Here is an 18366-nt window from a genome sequence, read left to right on the forward strand (position 1 = left end):
CGGCCGCCCGGGTGATCCACCCGGACGGCCGTACCGCGTCAGTGTGTCCGTACCTGCCGCATTCCCTACTTCACGGCGCCCGCCATCACACCCGAGACGAACTGCCGCTGGAAGGCGAAGAAGACGATCAGCGGGATGATCATCGAGATGAACGCGCCGGACGCGATCAGCTCGATGTTGCTGTCGAACTGCCGCGTCTGCTGCTGCACCGCCACCGTCAGCGGCGGCTTGCCCGGGTCGGCGAAGACCAGGGCCACCAGCATGTCGTTCCACACCCACAGGAACTGGAAGATGCTCAGCGCCGCGATCGCGGGCCCGCCCAGGGGCATCACGACGCGGAAGAAGAGCCGCATCTCGCTCGCCCCGTCGATACGCGCCGCCTCCAGCAGCTCCCGCGGGATCTCCGCGAAGAAGTTCCGCAACAGGAAGATGGCGAACGGCAGCCCGAACGCGGTATGGAAGAGCACCACGCCCGTGATCGTGTGGAACAGGTTCAGATCCCGGTACAGCGACGCGATCGGGATCAGCGCCACCTGCACCGGCACCACCAGCAGGCCCACCACCGCGAGGAACACCCAGTCCCGGCCGGGGAAGTCCATCCACGCGAACGCATAGCCCGCCAGCGCGCCGATGACGACCACCAGCACCGTGGACGGCACGGTGATCCAGATCGTCGTCGGCAGCGCGCCCATCACGTCGTCGTTGCCGAAGAGCGCGTCGTACGTGTCCGTGGTGAGCTGCCCCGGATCGCCGAAGACCTTCCACCAGCCGGTCGTCGCGATGTCCGCCGGGTCGCGGAACGACGACAGCAGCAGCCCCACCGTCGGCGTCAGCCACAGGAAGGCCACGATCACCAGGAACGCCCGGACCGCGCCGCCGCCCGCGTACCGCCCGATGCGGGAGGCGACCGACTCCTTCGCCGGGGCCTCGCTCTTCGCCTCCCGCGGTTCCGGCTTCGGTGCGGTCTCCGCCGCTGCTGCGGTGGTCATCGGCCGGACTCCTTTCGCAGGCGGCGGATATTGAAGATCATCACGGGGATGACCAGGAGCAGCAGTACGACGGAGATCGCGCTGCCCACGCCCAGGTCGGGCTCGGTGCCGGCGAACGCCTGCTGGAACAGCTCGACGGCGAGCACGTTGCCGTCCTCCAGCCGGGCGCTCGGCACGATGATGTAGACGAGGTCGAAGATTTTCAGCACGTTGATCATCAACGTGACGAGCACGACGGCGAGTACGGGCGCCAGCACCGGCACCGTGATGCGCCGGAACACCTGCCACTCGTTCGCGCCGTCGACCCGCGCCGCCTCCATCAGCTCCCGAGGCACCGACGCCAGACCCGCGGCGATCAGCACCATCGCGAACCCGGCCCACATCCACACGTACGCCGCGATCACCGCCGGCGTCACCAGCGAGGGACCGAGCCAGTCGACGCCGCCGTACGCCTCCGCGAAGTTCGAGGCGGGCAGCCGGAGCTGCGCCCCGTCCGCCGCGGCGGGCAGGGTGAACGTACCGTCGGACGCCGTCGTGGCCGAGGCGACGACCTTGCCGTCCTTGACCGCCTCGACCTTGATGTCCTTCAGCGCCTTCTCGCCGCTGTCGACGACGTCGGGCTCGCCGCCGCCGGGCTTGAAGTCCAGCCACACGGTGCCGTTGACGCCGTCGCCGCCCGCCTTCGGCTCGGCGGCCGGCTGCTCGCCCTCCGCGTCCTGCGGCTTCACCGCGACCAGCGGCAGCAGCGCCGTCCGCCCGGCGCTGACCGTGGCATCGGAGGTGTACGGGCCCTTGTCGGGGCCCTTCAGATCGCCGTTGGGGCGCGGGCGGGCGCCCGGCCAGGGCGCGGGGTCGCTGAACGTGTCGTGGATGGTCGTCCACGCCGCGTTCGCGGCGCCGCGCTCCGGCTCGTTCTGGTAGACGAGGCTGAAGATGACGCCCGCCGCCAGCATCGAGATGGCCATCGGCATGAAGACGACCATCTTGAACGCCGTGCCCCACCGCACCTTCTCGGTGAGGACGGCGAAGATCAGGCCCAGCGCCGTGCAGATCGCGGGCGCGACGAGGACCCAGATCAGGTTGTTGCGCAGCGCGGTGCGGATGCGGTCGTCGCTGAACAGCTCGGTGTAGTTGTCCAGGCCGATGAACTCGTCGCCGGAGACGTCGAAGAGGCTGCGCCAGACCGAGTACCCGATCGGGTACAGGACCAGCGCCCCGAGCAGGACCAGCGCCGGCAGCAGGAACGCCACCGTGATCCAGCTCTTGGTCCGTACGACCGACCTGGGCGGCTTGCTCTGCTTCTTCTCCTGTGACGCGTTCTTCTCTGGTGACGTGCGGCCCGGCGGTGCGAGGGGGGAGGGTGCGGCGGAGTCCGCCGCACCCCCCGCCGACGAGGTCGACATCAGGGTCTCCCTGCTCCGTCCGTCAGCTCTTGTACGCCGCGGCCGCGGCCTTCTCGAGGGCCTGCTGCGCGCCCTCGACGTCCTTCGGATCGGCCAGGAAGTCCTGCAGCGCCTTCCACTCGCCCTTGCCCGCGGTGCCGCCGAAGTCGGCGGGCGCCTGGTCGGACATGTCGAAGCGGAAGTCGTCCCCGGCGTCGACGAGCGCCTGCGCGATCTCGCGCTGCACGTCGTTCGGGTACGCGGCCGCGTCCATGTTCTTGTTCGGCGAGATGAAGCCGCCCGGCTCCGCCCACGTCTCGGCCGCCTCGGTGGACGACAGGAACGTCAGCAGCGCCTGCGCGCCCTTCGAACCGGTCAGGGACACGGCCGCGTCGCCGCCGGTGACCACCGGCTTGTCCGGGCCGACCGCCGGGAACGGGAAGATCTTCGCGTCCTCGCCGACCTTCGCGTCCGTCTCGTTGACGAACGCGCCGACGAAGTCGGCCTCGAAGACCATGGCGGCCTTCGGGTTCTCCAGGTCGGCGAAGGGGGCGATCGCCGAGTCCGGGAACGCCATCTTCGTGGCCTTCTGCTTGCCGCCCGCGACCAGGTTGTCGTCGCCGAACAGCTCGCCGAGGGTGGTCAGCGCGTCCGTCACCGACTTGTCGGTCCACGGGATCTCGTGCGCGGCGAGCTTGTCGTAGTTCTCCGGCCCGGCCTGCGAGAGGTAGATGTTCTCGAACCAGTCCGTGAGCGTCCAGCCGTCCGCGCCGCCGACCGCCACCGGCGGCACGCCGGAGTCGGAGACGAGCTGCGCGGTGTCCATGAAGCCCTGCCAGTCCTCCGGCTCCTGGGCGCCCGCGTTCTCGAAGGCCGTGGTGTTGTACCAGACCAGGGACTTGTTGGCCGCCTTGCAGTACACGCCGTACTGCTCGCCGTCCACCGCGCCCAGGTCCTGCCAGCCCTGCGAGAAGTTCTTGCCCAGCTCCTTCTTCGCGGCGGCGTTCAGGGGCTTCGCCCAGCCCTCCTTGACGAACTCCTGCAACACGCCCACCTGCGGCGCGAACACGACGTCCGGCGGCTTGCCGCCGGCGACCTGGGTACGGACGAAGGACGCGACGTTGTCGCCGGTGGGCACGTACTCCACCGTGGCGCCGGTCTGCTCTTCGAAGACGTCGAGGACCGCCTCGAAGTTCTTCTGCTCCGGCCCCGTCCACACGGCGCCGACGCGCAGTGACTCACCGTCCAGCTTAGGCAGCTTGACGCTCGAACCGGACTTGTCCGTGTTCCCGCCGCCGTTGTCGTCATCGCCGTCGTCGCCGCACCCGGCGGCGGTCACGGCGAGGGCGCCTGCGGCGACGATCGCCACCGCGGCCCGCACGACTCTCACGTGCTGCAGTGTCTGCAGCGAACTGCGCATCCCAGCCTCCCCAGGAACGCGGGGCAGATGGGGTGTCCCGTGCCGGCACAAACCTGCCCCGCAAGGTCTGTGCCGTGTACCGGTGCGAATTGCTGTGGAGTATGTCCTACGCCCGGACCGGCAGCCCCGCAATAGCGCCTTCTGCGCAATCCTCGTAAGCGGCCGTTTCGTGATCCGTCCGTGACAGGGAGCGTTCGGGAGGTGAAGGCGGGCCCGGGCGGGCCGGAGGTGGGGAAAGGCGCAGAAACCGCTGGTGGGGGGCGACTTGAAGAGAAGTGGGTGCGGTCGTGGGGCGTGACGGGAGAGTTCGGCCGTTGGAGGGAGGCTGGTTGCGGTGGGTTGACGGCGGAGACACCTGGGGTAGCAGATTGTTGCTGGGGGGACGGGTGGGGCGGATGGTGCGAGTGGGGCGTTGAGGGCAGGAGCGTGCGCGGACGGGCGCGCACGAAGCGTGCGAGAGGCGTACGTGGCCACCGCGCGGCCGCGGCGCAGACGCGGCGGGCCGGCCGGGGGCGGGGCCGCGGGTCCTACGGGGACGGGGTGCGGGTGTCGTCCGGCTGGGCGGCGGGCGAGCCCGCGGCGCGCTGGAGGGCGCTGGCGAGGAGGGCGAGGTCCGTGGGCCCGTTGCCGAGTTCGCGCAGGGGGCGGCTCGTCGGGGGCGAGCCCATGCGGGCCCACTCCAGCGGGACGACGGTCGGCCGCGCGGTCGCCGTACGGGGGATGCGGCCGGTGACCCGGGCCGCCTGGAGCGGCACGGGCTCCGCCCCGGCGGCGCAGAGCAGCCCGCGCCCGGGCGGCATGTCCTCGCCGCCGAGCACGACGTGGTGCGCGGCGCCGGAGACGGCGGCGGTGCCGGCGGTCGCCTCGGGCTGCGCGGAGGCGGTGACCAGATGTATGCCGAGCGGGCCGCCGTCGCGTGCGATGGCCTCCACGACGCGGACGACCGACCCGGCGGCCGGGCGCGCGCGGCTGCCGAGGGCGGGGGCGACGAGGGCGTCGTAGTCGTCGACGAGCACCACGACGGCGGGCGGGGTCTGCCGCCGCCCGGCGTGAGCGGTGGCGGCAGCGGGGGCGCCGGGCGCCGGTGTGCCGTACGCGGCTGCGGCGCCCGGGCGGTGCGGCGGTGCGGACGTCCGGGTGCCGCGGGGCGGGGTCGCCTCGCGGCTGCCGGCGGCGCCCTCCGGGCCGGGGGAGGCACCCGGGCCGGCCCCCGCACCGGTTCCGGCCGGTGTTCCCGTACCGCCTGCCGCGCCCGGCGCCTCCTCGGGCGCCGACCGGGGGCGCAGGCGCAGTGTGTTGCTCTGCGGGGCCTGTATGTCCGCCGCGCCGCCCGGCCGCGGCTCGCCCGCCGACCGCGGGCCCGGGATCGCCGGGCCCTGCGGCGCCGGCTCGCCCTCCGGGGCGTACAGCGCCGCGCGGCGCTTGAACTCCGCCCCCAGCTCCTGCGCGAACTCCCGCATCCGCACCGGGTCGGAGGCCACCAGATACCCCGAGACGTGCGGCAGGTCCGCCGCCGCGCCGAGCGCGTCGCCGCGCTCCCGCCCGGCGCCGTCGACCAGCACCAACTGCAGCCGCTCCGGCGGCTCCCCGGCCGCCAGCGCGGCGGCGAACGAGCGCAGCAGCTCCGACTTGCCGCCGCGCGGGGCGCCCTCGACCGCCAGCGGCCCGGCGCCGAGGTCGGCCATGAGCCGCCCGGCGGGGCCCTCGCCGAGCACCGCGGCCACGCGCGGGGCGCCGGCCCGGGACTCCAGCCAGCGGGCGGTGAGCGCGGTGGGGGTGGCGCGGGCGAGGTCCAGCTCGTCGAGGAGGCGCACGGCGCCCGGGAGGGTGCCGCGGCGGGCGGGGTGGGCGCCGTCGGCGTCGTCGCGCTCGCCGTACGGGGCCAGCGCGCGGGCCAGCCGCTCCGCCCACGCCGCCGACACCGCGTCGACCGTGCCGGCCGGCGCCGCGGAGCCCTGACCGGAGGCGGCGGCCTCGAACCAGGCGCCGGCCGCGGCGGGTTCGGCAGGCGCCGCGAAGCCGTCGCCGCGCATGCGGGCGCGGCCGGTGCCGTAGGCGGTCGCGGGGGAGGAGGCGTCGCCGTGGTCGCGGCCGGCGTCGTACGCCCCGGCCGCGGGCTGCTCCGCCGCGGGCTGCTCCGCCGGGGCGGGCGGCGCCGAGGCGCCGGGGGCGCCCGGCCCCGTGGTGCCGCTGCCCGGCGCCGCCGCCGGGCGCTGGAGGAGGCGCAGGCCGGTGCCCACGTCGCCGCTGAGCAGCCCCACCGCGCCGCAGGCGGCGAAGCCGGGCGCCGCCGCGCCGGCCGCGGCGTAGGTCGCTGTCAACGGCGAGGCGGGGGTGGCGGGTGCGGTCTCGGCGAGGCAGACGACGTGCACGCCCGCGGCGGGCCCGCGCTCGGCGAGCCGGGCGACGGCGTCGCGGACGGCGGCCGTGCCCGGATCGCCGTCGACGACGACCACGCTGCGCGTCCCCGGCACCGGCTGCTCCAGCCGCCGCTGCAACTCGCCCACGCGCGCGGCCGCCTGCTCCCGGTCGTACGCGACCAGCAGCCGGCAGTCCTGGCCCAGCCGCGGCCGCACGTGCGGGAGCCAGCCGGCCCACGCCCAGTCCTCGACGCGCGCCTCGTGCGACCGGGTCGGGTCTGCGGAGATCAGCACGATTTCGAGGGCGTCGGGCCCGTGCAGCGCGGCGAGTTGGGCCACGACGGACCGTGCGAGCCCGGCGAGCCTGCTCCGCGGCCCGGCGAGCGCGAGGGACCCGGCCCGGCGCAGGTCGACGGTCAGGGGAGCGGTGCCGCCCCCGCCCCGGAACTCGGTTCCCAGCCGCACCACGAGCGCGTCGGCGTGCGCACTCCCGCGGTGGAAGACGAGGCCGCGGCCGCCGGTGCCGCTGGGCGGGGCGGAGTCGCGTGCCTGGGTGCCGGGACGGCGGGAGCCGTCCGCGGCGCCGGTCGCGCCGGGATGTGCGGTGTCGCCGGACCGGGCGGGCGCGTGACCGCCGGCGCCGGGATGCGGGAGTCCGCCCGGGTCGCCTTGGGACACCGTGCCGCCCGGATGCCCGGAGTGGTCCGCCGGAATGCCGCCCGCGGCGTGGAGGAAACCCGGGCGGTACGCCGCTTCGCTGGCCAGGGCCGCGAGCAGGAGGGCGGCGGCGTCCGGGTAGCGCTCGTGCAGGTCGGTCCGCGCGGTGCCGGCGGGGAGGGCGCGGGCCGTCGTGGCCGGGGAGGGAGCTGCCGCTCCCAGCCCGTCCTCCCGGCCACCGAGCCGGCGCGCCCACGCCCGGATCCCGCGCCGCGGCGAAGCCGGCGGCGCTACGGACGCGGCCCCCGCGGCACCGCCGCGGGACCGCAGCTCCGGCGGCACGACCGTGCCCCGCGTGGGCGTGCCGCCCCTGCGCGGCGCGGAGTCGCCGGGTCCGCGCGCCCCTTCGGCGCCCGCGCGGCCGCGCTCACGCCCGGCGCCGGGCTCCGGGCCCCGCCCGGCACCGGGCTCCGCGTCCCGCCCGGCGCCGTGTCCGGGATCCGCGGCCGGGGGCCCGCTCTGCGCCTCGCCGTACCGCGGGTCGGCCGCCGCGGGGCGTCCGCCCCGCCCGGTGGGCATGTGCCCGTCGCCGTACCCCGATTCCGTGGCCGCGGCGGGGGCGCTCCGCCCGGGGGCGCCGTGGTCCTCGCCGTACCCGGGTGGCGCCGGGGCGGGGCCGCGCCCGGCCCGCGCGCCGCCGGCGTCGCGGGATCCCCCGCCGCCGTGCGCACCGGGCCCACCGGCGTACCCGCGGGCCGCCCCCCTCAGGCCCGGGCGACCGCTGCCGGACCCGCCACCGCGGCCGGGCTCCCCGCCCGCGCCGCCGGGCTCCGCGCCCCGCGCGCCGCCGTCCGCCCCGTCGGCGGCGCCGCCTCCGTGCTCCGGGCCGCCGCCCGCCGGCCAGCCGGTGCCCAGGCCGCTCGTCGTCCTGCCCGGCTCCTCCTGCGGCCGGCGCTGCTCGGGGACCCGGCTGTGCTCCGCCGACCCCGACTCCGCGCCGGGCTCCGCTCCGTCCGCTCCGCCCGCGCGCGTACGCCCTGACCCGGACGACGCGCTGGGCCCCCCGCCGTGCCCGGCGTCCGCGCTCCCGTACCCCGCGCTCCCGTGCTCCTCCGCCCCCGCGCCCCCGGCCCCGCGTTCCGCCGGCGCGGCGATCCGCAGCGCGGACTCCCCCACCCGCAGCACCGCGTCCGCCCGCAGCGGCACCGGGTCCGTGCCCACCGGGGTGCCGTCGACCGTCGTGCCGTTCGTCGAGCCCAGGTCCGCCACCGTGATGGCGCCGTCCGGCGCGACCGTCAGCGTGCAGTGCAGGCGCGAGACGTCCGGGTCGTCCAGGGGGACATCCGCCTCCGCCGATCTGCCGATCCGGATCTGGCCGCCGTGCAGCAGGTGGACCCCGCCCGCGTCGGGGCCGGCCACCACCCGCAGGCTCGTGACCGCCGTCGCGTCCGCCTCCGGACCCGGGCCGTGGCCCGGGTCTGCGGGGCCGCCGAGGCTCAGGACGGCGCCGTCGACCAGCGGGGGTTCGCCGAGGAGGGTGCGGTCCGGGTCGAGGAGCCGCCGGCCCGCGTACACCGCGACGCCCGCGCCGCCGCCCGTGCCGCCCGCGGTGCTCCCGCCGCCGCTCGCGGCGGCCGCCGCGGCGTCGAGGAGGCCGCCGGCGACGGCGCCCAGTGCCGTGCCGGCAGGTGCGGTGACGATCACATCGCGGCCGCGGGCGACCGCGCCGCCGCGCGTCGCCTGGACGGTCAGCCGGATCTGCATGCCGGTCACCGCTCCCTTCCCTGGGCAGGGCCGATTCGAGGGCCGCGGTCATATTCCCATCTCCCACCGACAGCCCGCTGCGAGACCGGTGTTGGTGGATCTTGTATGGCCGCTTCCTGCCCCGACTCCGACTCAAAATTTGCTATTACGGACCACTGTTGACACCTTCGTCAGCCCTACGGGGCAACCAACGACCGGGAAGCTGACGTCTCTCCTTCGCACAGGCGTCACGGAACGGCTGCGGACGGGCGATACGGCGGTACGGCACGGGTGAGAGCGCGCCGCGAACGGGTACTGCGTCCGCACGGGGTGCGGGACGCCCACGGCGAACGGGCACCGGACGGGCCCGGGACGACGGAAAACAGACAGGGCACCTTCCGGGGAACCGGGCGGGCGGGGGCGGGCCGGGAAGCCGGGCCCCCGGTGCCGCCCGACCCCGCCGGGTGCCGCGGCGGCGCCACTAGAGTGGTGCAGATGGCCCACGGACCGACCGGTCCGCGGGCCGGGAGAACGATCACGACCAGGGAGCGCATGACGTGCGGCCGGTAGGCAGCAAGTACCTCCTCGAAGAGCCGCTCGGGCGGGGTGCCACGGGCACCGTGTGGCGTGGCCGCCAGCGCGAGACGGCGGGGGCGGAAGCCGCCGTGGCGGGCAGCCCCGGCGAGGTGGTCGCCATCAAGGTCCTCAAGGAGGAGCTGGCGGGCGACCCCGACGTGGTGATGCGGTTCCTGCGCGAGCGCTCCGCGCTCCTGCGCCTGACCCACCCGAACATCGTCCGCACCCGCGACCTCGTGGTCGAGGGCGATCTGCTGGCCCTCGTCATGGACCTCGTCGACGGCCCCGACCTGCACCGCTACCTCCGCGACAACGGCCCCTTCACGCCCGTGGGCGCCGCGCTGCTCACCGCCCAGATCGCGGACGCGCTCGCCGCCAGCCACGCCGACGGCATCGTCCACCGCGACCTCAAGCCCGCGAACGTGCTGCTCGCCGGCAGCGCGGGGCCCGACGGCGTCGGCCGGATGCAGCCGATGCTCACCGACTTCGGCATCGCCCGGCTCGCGGACTCCCCGGGCCTGACGCGCGCCAACGAGTTCGTCGGCACCCCCGCGTACGTGGCGCCCGAGTCCGCCGAGGGCCGCCCGCAGACCTCCGCGGTGGACGTCTACGGTGCCGGCATCCTGCTCTACGAGCTGCTCACCGGCCGGCCGCCCTTCGGCGGCACCTCCGCCCTCGAGGTGCTCCACCAGCACCTCAACCAGGAGGCGCAGCGCCCGCCGGGCCTGCCGGACCCGATGTGGACCGTCGTCCAGTCCTGCCTGCGCAAGAACCCGGACGAGCGCCCCAGCGCCGAGAACCTGGCCCGCGGGCTGCGCACCGTGGCCGCCGGCATCGGCGCCGGCGCCACCCCGGAGCAGGCGACCGCCGCCCTCGGCGTCGCCGCGCTCCTCGCCGCCGACCCGCACCCCACGCAGGTCCCGGGCACCGGCGTCGGGGCGGCCGATCCGACGCAGATCCTCCCCGGGGGCAGCGGCCCCGGGCAGCAGGGCGCGTACGACCCGAACGCCGCCACCAGCGTCCTGCCCGCCGGCGCCGCGGGAGCCGCGGCCGGTGGCGCGGCGGGCGCCGCCGCGGCGCACGGCCGGCAGAGCCCGGGCGGGCCCGGCGCCGAGGACGGCACCCGCGTCATGCCCATCACCGACGGGCCGCCGCAGCCGGAGGGCCCGCACCCCTGGGAGACCCAGATGCGCGCCGCCCGCGACCGCGGCGAGCAGACCCAGCAGATCGGCTACCTCGACCCCAGCGAGGACCCCCTGCGCCGCCGCCCGCCGCGGCGCGTCCAGCGGCGCCAGCCGCCGCCCGAGGCGTACGCGGCCCCGCCGCCCCGCCGCGAGCCGCAGCCCCAGCGCTACGAGCCCCGCCCGCAGCAGCCCGCGCCCCCGCCCCAGCAGCCCCCGCGCGAGCGGCGGCGCAGCGCGAACCCGATGCGCATCCCGGGCCTGGGCTGTCTGAAGGGCTGCCTGTTCACGGTCCTCATCCTGGTCGTCGGCTCCTGGCTGGTCTGGGAGCTGACCCCCCTCCAGGACGCGATCGCGGACGGCAAGGGCTTCTGGGACCAGGTCACGGACTGGACCACCGACCTCAAGAACTGGATCTCGGACCTCAACGACGCCGCCGACGACGCCGAGAAGACCGGCGACAAGATCAACGAAGGTGTCAACGACCTCCAGGACGCCCAGAACGGACTGAACGACCTCAAGGACGCCACGGGCCAGTGACCTCCGGGGTGCGCCCGGGCCGTGAACCGCACTCCGACCTGTGAGCATGCCGACAAGTCGACACCCACGGGGGGTTTCCGGGCCGGTCCGGCACCCAACGTCCGCGACGCCGCGTAGCTTTGACGCCATGGCACGCAGAATCGGCAGCCGATACGCCGCCCATCAGGTGATCGGACGCGGCAGCGCGGGCACGGTGTGGCTGGGCGAGGGACCGGACGGGCCGGTCGCCGTCAAGCTGCTCCGCGAGGACCTGGCCGAGGACCGGGAGCTGGTCGAGCGCTTCCTCGGCGAGCGCACCGCGCTGATGAGCCTGGACCACCCGCGCGTCGTCGGCGTCCGCGACCTCGTCGTCGACGGCCGCGACCTGGCGCTCGTCATGGACCTCGTCCGCGGTACGGACCTGCGCACCCGGCTGGAGCGCGACCGCCGGCTGCTGCCGCAGGCCGCCGCCGCCATCGCCGCCGACGTCGCCGAGGCCCTGGCCGCCGCGCACGCCGCGGGGGTCGTGCACCGGGACGTCAAGCCCGAGAACGTCCTGCTGGACTCCGACGCGCCCGCCGGCCCCGGCGGGGCGCCGCCCGCGCTGCTCACCGACTTCGGCGTCGCCAAGCTCATCGACGCCCCCGGCCGCGCCGCGCAGCCGCCCCCGGCGCCCGGAGGACGCGGGGGCACCCCCGCCCCGCCCCGCGGGCGCGGCGGCGCCGCCGTGGGCACCCGGGTGCCCACCCAGCGGCGCGTCATCGGCACCCCCGACTACGTCGCCCCCGAGATCGTCGAGGGCCTGCCCGCCCGCGCGGCCGTCGACATCTACGCCCTGGCCACCGTGCTGTACGAACTGCTGGCCGGCTTCACGCCCTTCGGCGGCGGCCACCCCGGCGCCGTGCTGCGCCGGCACGTGACGGAGACCGTCGCGCCGCTGCCCGGCATCCCCGACGAGCTGTGGGAGCTGCTGCTCCAGTGCCTGGCGAAGGCGCCGGCATCGAGGCTGCGGGCGGCGGAGCTGGCCACGCGGCTGCGCGAGATCCTGCCGGACCTGGAGGGGCTGCCGCCGCTGGACGTCGAGGAGTCGGCGGACGGGGCGGACGACCCCGGCGACGGCCGTTCGCCGCACACGATGCGGCTCGGCGGCGACCGCGCGGCGGCCGCCGGGGCCCTCGCGGGGGCCGGCGAGCCGGGCATGACCGGCGCCGGCGGCGCGCCGCTGCGCGGCTCGGTGCCGCTGGTGCGGTCCGCGGCGCCGGACTCCAACCGGGACACCCACACGAGCATGCGCATGCCCAGCGCCGACGAGCTGGCCGGCGGCGCCCGCGGCACCGCGCGCGTACCGCGGCTGGCCGGCCAGCCGCGGCCGGGCTCGGCCCGCGCCGCCCGCGCGGGCACGACGCGCGCGAAGAGGCTGAAGCTCACGGTCGCGGCGGCGGTCATCGCCATCGCGGGCGTCGGCGGCTGGCTGGTCGCGTCCGGCGGCGGTGACGACGGCGGCGGGAGCGGCGGCGGCGACCGCTCCACCACCTCGGAGCCCTGAGCCCGGCCCGAGCCCCCGGCCCCCGGCCCGTACCGGCGACCGGGTGCGCCCGGTCCGCAAGGAGGCGAGGGGACCCGCGGGCGCCGCACCGCACAGGCGCAGGTCCCGGCGGGCGGCTCCGCGAAGGCGGCCCGGGCCTCCGGCCGCGCATCCGCCGCTCCGCGTCGGCCGGAGCCGCCGGCCGGGCGGGACCCCCGGCACCGGCCCGCGTCCCGCGGAACACGCGTCCCGCGGATACGCGCCACCTGCGGCCGCCGTGTGCAGCGGTACGCTGGTGGGGTGGCAGCACCTGATGTATCCGAATCGCTCAAGGCCCTCAGCTCGACCATGGACTCCATCGAGGCGGTGCTCGACCTCGACAAGCTGAGGGCCGGCATTGCCGCGCTCGAAGAGGAGGCGGCGGCTCCCGCCCTCTGGGAAGACCCCGAGAACGCGCAGCGGGTCACCAGCCGGCTGTCCCTGTTGCAGGGGCAGTTGCGCAAGACCGAAGAGCTGCGCGGGCGGATCGACGACCTCGAGGTCCTCTTCGAGCTCGCCGAGAGCGAGGGCGACGCCGACACGCAGCGCGAGGCCGAGGGCGAGCTGTCCGACGTCCGGCGCGCGGTCGAGGAGCTGGAGGTGCGCACGCTGCTGTCCGGCGAGTACGACCAGCGCGAGGCCATGGTCAACATCCGCGCGGAGGCGGGCGGCGTGGACGCCGCGGACTTCGCCGAGCAGCTGCAGCGCATGTACCTGCGCTGGGCCGAGCACAAGGGCTATCCGACGGAGGTGCTGGACACCTCGTACGCGGAGGAGGCCGGCATCAAGTCGACGACCTTCGCGGTCAAGGCCCCGTACGCGTACGGCACTCTCTCCGTCGAGCAGGGGACGCACCGCATGGTGCGCATCTCTCCCTACGACAACCAGGGCCGCCGCCAGACGTCGTTCGCCGGCGTCGAGGTGCTGCCCGTCGTGGAGCAGACCGACCACATCGACATCCCGGAGAACGAGATCCGGATCGATGTCTTCCGCTCCTCCGGGCCCGGCGGCCAGTCCGTCAACACCACGGACTCCGCGATCCGGATCACGCACCTGCCGACCGGCATCGTCGTCTCCTGCCAGAACGAGAAGTCGCAGATCCAGAACCGCGCCGCCGCCATGCGCGTGCTGCAGGCCCGCCTGCTCGCCAAGCGCAAGGAGGAGGAGCAGGCGAAGATGAACGCGCTCAAGGGCGACAGCGCCGGCTCGTGGGGCAACCAGATGCGGTCGTACGTGCTGCAGCCCTACCAGATGGTCAAGGACCTGCGCACGACGCACGAGGTGGGCAACCCGCAGGCGGTCCTCGACGGCGAGATCGACGGCTTCCTGGAGGCGGGCATCCGCTGGCGCAAGCAGCAGGAGCAGGCCGCCGACGGCTGAGTCCCGGCGGTCGCAGGGCGGGTGCGCACACCCGTTCGCCTGCTGCAATTCCACGTCTGACCGCGGGCGTTGCGAGTGTCACAGTCGTGCACCACTTACCCCGGACATTGGCCGGAAAAGGGTACAACCCCGCCTCAACTCGCTTGACGCTCCAGTGAATACCCGAGAGGCTGGCCGCCGAGCTTTGTAGGTGTGTGGGGTTCGTGTGACTCAGGGGGGTAAACCCGCCGCGAACAGGCCCCGTACCGACGCCAGCCCAAACTGACGAGTACGGCTACTGGGGGTAGCGAGCAATGACGAACAAAGTGCGTGTACGGGTGGCGCGGGTCGCCGCCAGCGCGCTGATCGCCGGCGGGGCCTCGCTCGCCGCCGCGGGTGCCGCGCAGGCCACCGGCGACGACGGTGGCGAGACCGGTCGCCAGGGCCTCGGGATCGAGATCAACGCCATCGGCGGTGGAGGCGAGGACGACGGCGGCCTCACCGACGGCGGCGAGATCGCCGGCCCCGGTGGCGTCGATGACGGTGGCACCACGGACGACGGTGGCACGACCGACGATGGCGGGACCACCGATGATGGCGGGACCACCGACGACGGTGGCACGACCGATGATGGCGGGACCACCGATGACGGCGGGACCACCGACGACGGTGGCACGACCGACGATGGCGGGACCACCGATGACGGCGGGACCACCGACGACGGCGGCACCACGGACGACGGCGGGTCCACTGACGGCGGTGCCGACGACGGCGGGTCCACTGACGCCGGTGCCGACGACGGCGGTTCCGGTGACGACGGTGGTCAGCAGACCACCGGCGGCCAGCAGACCACCGGCGGCACCGGCGGCGGCGACACCGACTGCGAGCTGGACGGCGACAGCGTGATCTGCGAGGCCGAGTCGACCTCCGGCGGCAGCGAGCCGTCCCCGGCCGGCGACAGCAAGCCGCAGGACGAGCTCGCCGACACCGGTTCCAGCGGCACCACGTACCTGCTCGTGGGTGCGGCCAGCATCATCGCCGGCGGCGTCGGCTTCCGGCTGCTGCCGCGGCTGATGACGCGCAACGAGTCGGCTGCCTGACCCGCAGCGCACGCCGTACAGGCGACACGGAGGGCCCGGAGCGATTCGCTCCGGGCCCTTCCGCGTGCTTCGTGGCGCTGCGTCACACGCCGTCGATCATGAATATGTGATACGGATCACACGCGCGGGTGCTCTGTGTACCGCACTCCCGCGCCGCCCCCGCCGACTTCGCCGGCTATGCCGTCCGCTGCTGGAGGAACAGCACCGCAGCCACGGCCGCCAGCAGCGCCAGCAGTATCCACACCGTGGTCGGCGGCACGCTGCGCCAGCCGCTCTCCTGGCGCATGCGCTCCCTGCTCGCCCGGCAGACGGGACAACGGCCCTCGCTCACGGGTCCCGCACAGTTCGCGCAGACCAGCCAGTCGCGTGTCATGTGCCTCCTCCTCCCGCTTCGCTCGTGGTGCCCCGCAGGTTCCACTTCTCCACCTACCACTGTGCCAGGTCCGGACCGAATCGGCGCGCGCCGACCGGTCCCCGCCCGATCCCCGACCGATACCCGTCCGGGCCCCGGGCGGTTTGTCCGTGACGAAACGCACCAACCGCCCACGGCGACTGCGCGCCCCCTCCGCATTCGCGTAAGGTCACCTGCGACCGCGACAGGGAGCCCAGCGTGATCCGATTCGACAACGTCACCAAGCTGTACCCCAAGCAGAACCGCCCCGCGCTCCAGGACGTCTCGCTGGAGATCGAGCGCGGCGAGTTCGTGTTCCTCGTGGGGTCCTCCGGCTCGGGCAAGTCCACGTTCCTGCGGCTCATCCTGCGGGAGGAGCGGACCACCCACGGCCAGGTGCACGTGCTCGGCAAGGATCTCGCCCGGCTGTCCAACTGGAAGGTGCCGCACATGCGGCGCCAGTTGGGCACCGTCTTCCAGGACTTCCGGCTGCTGCCGAACAAGACCGTCGCGGAGAACGTCGCGTTCGCCCTCGAAGTGATCGGCAAGCCCCGCGGCCAGATCCGCAAGACCGTCCCCGAGGTGCTCGACCTGGTGGGGCTCTCCGGCAAGGGCGAGCGGATGCCCGGCGAGCTGTCCGGCGGTGAGCAGCAGCGCGTCGCCGTCGCGCGGGCGTTCGTCAACCGGCCGATGCTCCTCATCGCGGACGAGCCGACGGGCAACCTCGACCCGCAGACCTCGGTCGGCATCATGAAGCTGCTCGACCGCATCAACAGGACCGGTACCACAGTGATCATGGCCACGCATGATCAGCAGATCGTCGACCAGATGCGCCGGCGCGTCATTGAACTCGAGTTGGGGCGGCTGGTACGCGACCAGTCCCGCGGTGTGTACGGATACCAGCACTGAGCTGCTGCCCCCGGAGCTGAAAGGACGGGCATGCGCGCCCAGTTCGTCTTCTCGGAGATCGGTGTCGGTCTCCGCCGCAACCTGACGATGACCTTCGCGGTGATCGTCTCCGTGGCCCTGTCGCTGGCCCTGTTCGGAGCCTCCTGGCTCATGGGCAAGCAGGTCGACACCATGAAGGGCTACTGGTACGACAAGGTCAACGTCTCCATCTTCTTCTGCAACGAAGTGGACGCCGAGACCTCGCCCAACTGTGAGAAGGGCGCGGTCACGGCGGAGCAGAAGAAGGAGATCCAGGACGACCTGAACGCCCTGGACATCGTCGAGGACGTCCAGTACGAGTCCAGCGAAGAGGCGTACAAGCACTACAAGGAGCAGTTCGGCGACTCCCCGCTGGCCTCCTCCCTCACGCCGGACCAGATGCAGGAGTCGTTCCGCGTCAAGCTGACGGACCCCGAGCGGTACGAGGTCATCACCAGCGCCTTCGCCGACAGACCCGGTGTTCAGGAGGTGCAGGACCAGCGCAATGTGCTGGAGAGCCTGTTCAACCTGCTCAACGGCATGACGTACGCGGCGATCGGCGTGATGGCGCTGATGCTGGTCGTGGCGATCATGCTGATCGTCAACACCGTACGGGTGTCGGCGTTCAGCAGGCGCCGGGAGACCGGGATCATGCGGCTGGTGGGGGCGTCCAGCGTCTACATCCAGTTGCCGTTCATCGTCGAGGCCGCCGTCGCCGGACTGATCGGCGCGAGCTTCGCCGCCGTGCTGCTGGTCGGCGGCAAGCACTTCCTCATCGACAACTGGCTCGCCGACAAGATCCTGTTGATCAACTTCATCGGCTGGGACGAGGTGATCCGGGTCCTGCCGCTCGTCGTCGCGATCGGCCTGCTCATGCCGGGCATCGCCGCGTTCTTCGCGCTGCGTAAATACCTCAAGGTCTGACAATCAGGGCGGGTGTGGCCTACGCCACGTGCGTGCCGCGGCGTGGTCAACTCCCCCTGCGGCACCCGCCGCTGTCCTACACTCAGCGGCATGTCGGGTTCGTCTGACAGCGACAGGCCCCGCAGCGCCTTCCGCCGCGGGGCCTCCCTGACGTTGGTCTTCGTCAGCGTCCTGGCCACCGGCGCCGCCACCGGGTCCTGGCCCGGCGAGCCCGAGCGCCCGCCCAAGGTGCTCACCGGCCACGTCGCCGACGAGCAGGCCTACGAACCGCGCGCCGGCGAGGGCGGCACCGCCGACTCCGCGGGCGAGCTGGTCAGCCGCAGCGGAGACCGCTGGTCGACGGCGTACAGCGCGCGCGAGTACGAGTCGCTCCAGCAGATGCTGGCCGGCAGATACGTCGGCGTCGGGCTGTGGATCAAGACCGACCGGGCCGGCGCCATGGAGATCGCCCAGGTCGGGGCGGACAGCCCCGCCGACGAGGCGGGCATCCGCACCGGCGACACGCTGCGCGCCGTCGACGGCACCCCGGTCGCGGGCCGCCCCGTCACCGAGGTCGTCGCGCTGCTGCGCGGCGAGGAACTGGGGGAGGGGGCGCGCGGAAGCACGGTGGTGCTTGCGCTGCAGCGCGGCGAGCGGCGGTGGGCGCGGCCCGTGCGCCGGGTCGAGCTGAGGACCGAGCCCGTGACCGTACGGCAGGACAAGCCGGAGGACGACGGCGCCGCCGCCCCCGTGATCCGGGTGGAGAGCTTCACCCGCGGCAGCGGCGCGGAGGTGCGCCGGGCCGCGGCCGGGGCCCGCGGCAGCGACGGCGTCATCCTCGACCTGCGGGGCAACTCCGGCGGCCTGGTCGTGGAGGCCGTCGAGGCGGCGTCGGGCTTCCTCGACGACGGGGTGGTGGCGACGTACGACCTGAACGGCAACCAGCAGGCGCTGTACGCGAAGCCGGGCGGCAACACCCGTACGCCGCTGGTCGTCCTCGTCGACGGGGGCACGATGAGCAGCGCCGAGCTGCTGGCCGGCGCGCTCCAGGACCGCGGCCGCGCCGTCGTCGTCGGCACCCGCACCTTCGGCAAGGGCTCCGTGCAGCTGCCGAAGGCGCTGCCGGACGGCTCGGTCGCCGAGCTGACGGTCGGCGAGTACCGCACCCCGGCCGGGCGCAGCCTCGAGGGAGTCGGCGTCACCCCGGACCTCGACCTGGCCGTCACCGGCGACCGGGACGCCGAGGAGGAGGCCCGCACGGTTTTGAGTGGCCTCGGGAGCGGCGTCTAGGCGAC

Annotated in this window: 12 protein-coding genes; 7 read left to right on the plus strand and 5 right to left on the minus strand. The window is 74.5% G+C overall.

What is annotated here, in order from left to right:
- Positions 1–65: 65 nt before the first annotated feature.
- From LG396_RS27775 to LG396_RS27790, 4 genes are all read right to left on the minus strand, one after another.
- Complete coding sequence (locus tag LG396_RS27775) at positions 66–989, minus strand: carbohydrate ABC transporter permease (RefSeq protein WP_018840476.1); 924 nt, start codon at positions 987–989, stop codon at positions 66–68.
- Complete coding sequence (locus LG396_RS27780) at positions 986–2392, minus strand: carbohydrate ABC transporter permease (protein WP_018854432.1); 1407 nt, start codon at positions 2390–2392, stop codon at positions 986–988. The genes LG396_RS27775 and LG396_RS27780 overlap by 4 nt, the downstream gene beginning before the upstream one ends.
- A gap of 22 nt (positions 2393–2414) precedes the next feature.
- On the minus strand, positions 2415–3791 hold the full coding sequence (locus LG396_RS27785) for an ABC transporter substrate-binding protein (protein ID WP_225796863.1): 1377 nt from the start codon (positions 3789–3791) through the stop codon (positions 2415–2417).
- Positions 3792–4318: 527 nt separating this feature from the next.
- Complete coding sequence (locus tag LG396_RS27790; protein ID WP_225796939.1) at positions 4319–8572, minus strand: FHA domain-containing protein; 4254 nt, start codon at positions 8570–8572, stop codon at positions 4319–4321.
- A gap of 536 nt (positions 8573–9108) precedes the next feature.
- Here LG396_RS27790 and LG396_RS27795 point away from each other — a divergent pair.
- From LG396_RS27795 to LG396_RS27810, 4 genes are all read left to right on the plus strand, one after another.
- Positions 9109–10848, plus strand: a complete 1740-nt coding sequence (locus tag LG396_RS27795; protein WP_225796864.1) for a serine/threonine-protein kinase — start codon at positions 9109–9111, stop codon at positions 10846–10848.
- Positions 10849–10975: 127 nt separating this feature from the next.
- Positions 10976–12373 (plus strand): serine/threonine-protein kinase, encoded by a 1398-nt coding sequence (locus LG396_RS27800; protein ID WP_225796865.1) that lies wholly within the window; start codon positions 10976–10978, stop codon positions 12371–12373.
- A 279-nt stretch (positions 12374–12652) separates the two neighbouring features.
- Positions 12653–13771: a peptide chain release factor 2 gene (prfB, locus tag LG396_RS27805; RefSeq protein WP_037730399.1), complete on the plus strand. Its 1119-nt coding sequence runs from the start codon at positions 12653–12655 to the stop codon at positions 13769–13771.
- Positions 13772–14064: 293 nt separating this feature from the next.
- Entirely contained in the window at positions 14065–14850 is a 786-nt protein-coding gene (locus LG396_RS27810) for a hypothetical protein (protein WP_225796866.1), read from the plus strand.
- 175 nt (positions 14851–15025) lie between these two features.
- Here LG396_RS27810 and LG396_RS27815 read toward each other — a convergent pair whose 3' ends face one another.
- On the minus strand, positions 15026–15223 hold the full coding sequence (locus tag LG396_RS27815; RefSeq protein ID WP_037753127.1) for a hypothetical protein: 198 nt from the start codon (positions 15221–15223) through the stop codon (positions 15026–15028).
- A gap of 237 nt (positions 15224–15460) precedes the next feature.
- Here LG396_RS27815 and ftsE point away from each other — a divergent pair, with 237 nt between their 5' ends.
- The 3 genes from ftsE (at position 15461) to LG396_RS27830 (ending at position 18361) form a co-directional block, all read left to right on the plus strand.
- Positions 15461–16150 carry a cell division ATP-binding protein FtsE gene (gene ftsE, locus LG396_RS27820; protein ID WP_018840485.1) on the plus strand — a complete coding sequence of 230 codons (690 nt, stop codon included), beginning with the start codon at positions 15461–15463 and terminating at the stop codon, positions 16148–16150.
- Between the two features lie 30 nt (positions 16151–16180).
- The gene (gene ftsX, locus LG396_RS27825; RefSeq protein WP_018840486.1) at positions 16181–17092 is read left to right on the plus strand and encodes a permease-like cell division protein FtsX; all 912 of its coding nucleotides are present in this window, start codon (positions 16181–16183) and stop codon (positions 17090–17092) included.
- A gap of 153 nt (positions 17093–17245) precedes the next feature.
- A complete protein-coding gene (locus LG396_RS27830; protein ID WP_225796940.1) occupies positions 17246–18361 on the plus strand; it encodes a S41 family peptidase in 1116 nt (371 codons plus the stop codon).
- Positions 18362–18366 lie beyond the last annotated feature (5 nt).

Source organism: Streptomyces aculeolatus, assembly GCF_020400605.1.
GTDB lineage: Bacteria > Actinomycetota > Actinomycetes > Streptomycetales > Streptomycetaceae > Streptomyces > Streptomyces aculeolatus.

Excerpts from the sequence above, each read along its gene's own strand:
- LG396_RS27775 (WP_018840476.1), bottom strand. The coding sequence starts at position 989 with ATGACCACCGCAGCAGCGGCGGAGACCGCACCGAAGCCGGAACCGCGG.
- LG396_RS27780 (WP_018854432.1), bottom strand. The coding sequence starts at position 2,392 with ATGTCGACCTCGTCGGCGGGGGGTGCGGCGGACTCCGCCGCACCCTCC.
- LG396_RS27785 (WP_225796863.1), bottom strand. The coding sequence starts at position 3,791 with ATGCGCAGTTCGCTGCAGACACTGCAGCACGTGAGAGTCGTGCGGGCC.
- LG396_RS27790 (WP_225796939.1), bottom strand. The coding sequence starts at position 8,572 with ATGCAGATCCGGCTGACCGTCCAGGCGACGCGCGGCGGCGCGGTCGCC.
- LG396_RS27800 (WP_225796865.1), top strand. The coding sequence starts at position 10,976 with ATGGCACGCAGAATCGGCAGCCGATACGCCGCCCATCAGGTGATCGGA.
- LG396_RS27810 (WP_225796866.1), top strand. The coding sequence starts at position 14,065 with ATGACGAACAAAGTGCGTGTACGGGTGGCGCGGGTCGCCGCCAGCGCG.
- LG396_RS27815 (WP_037753127.1), bottom strand. The coding sequence starts at position 15,223 with ATGACACGCGACTGGCTGGTCTGCGCGAACTGTGCGGGACCCGTGAGC.
- ftsX (WP_018840486.1), top strand. The coding sequence starts at position 16,181 with ATGCGCGCCCAGTTCGTCTTCTCGGAGATCGGTGTCGGTCTCCGCCGC.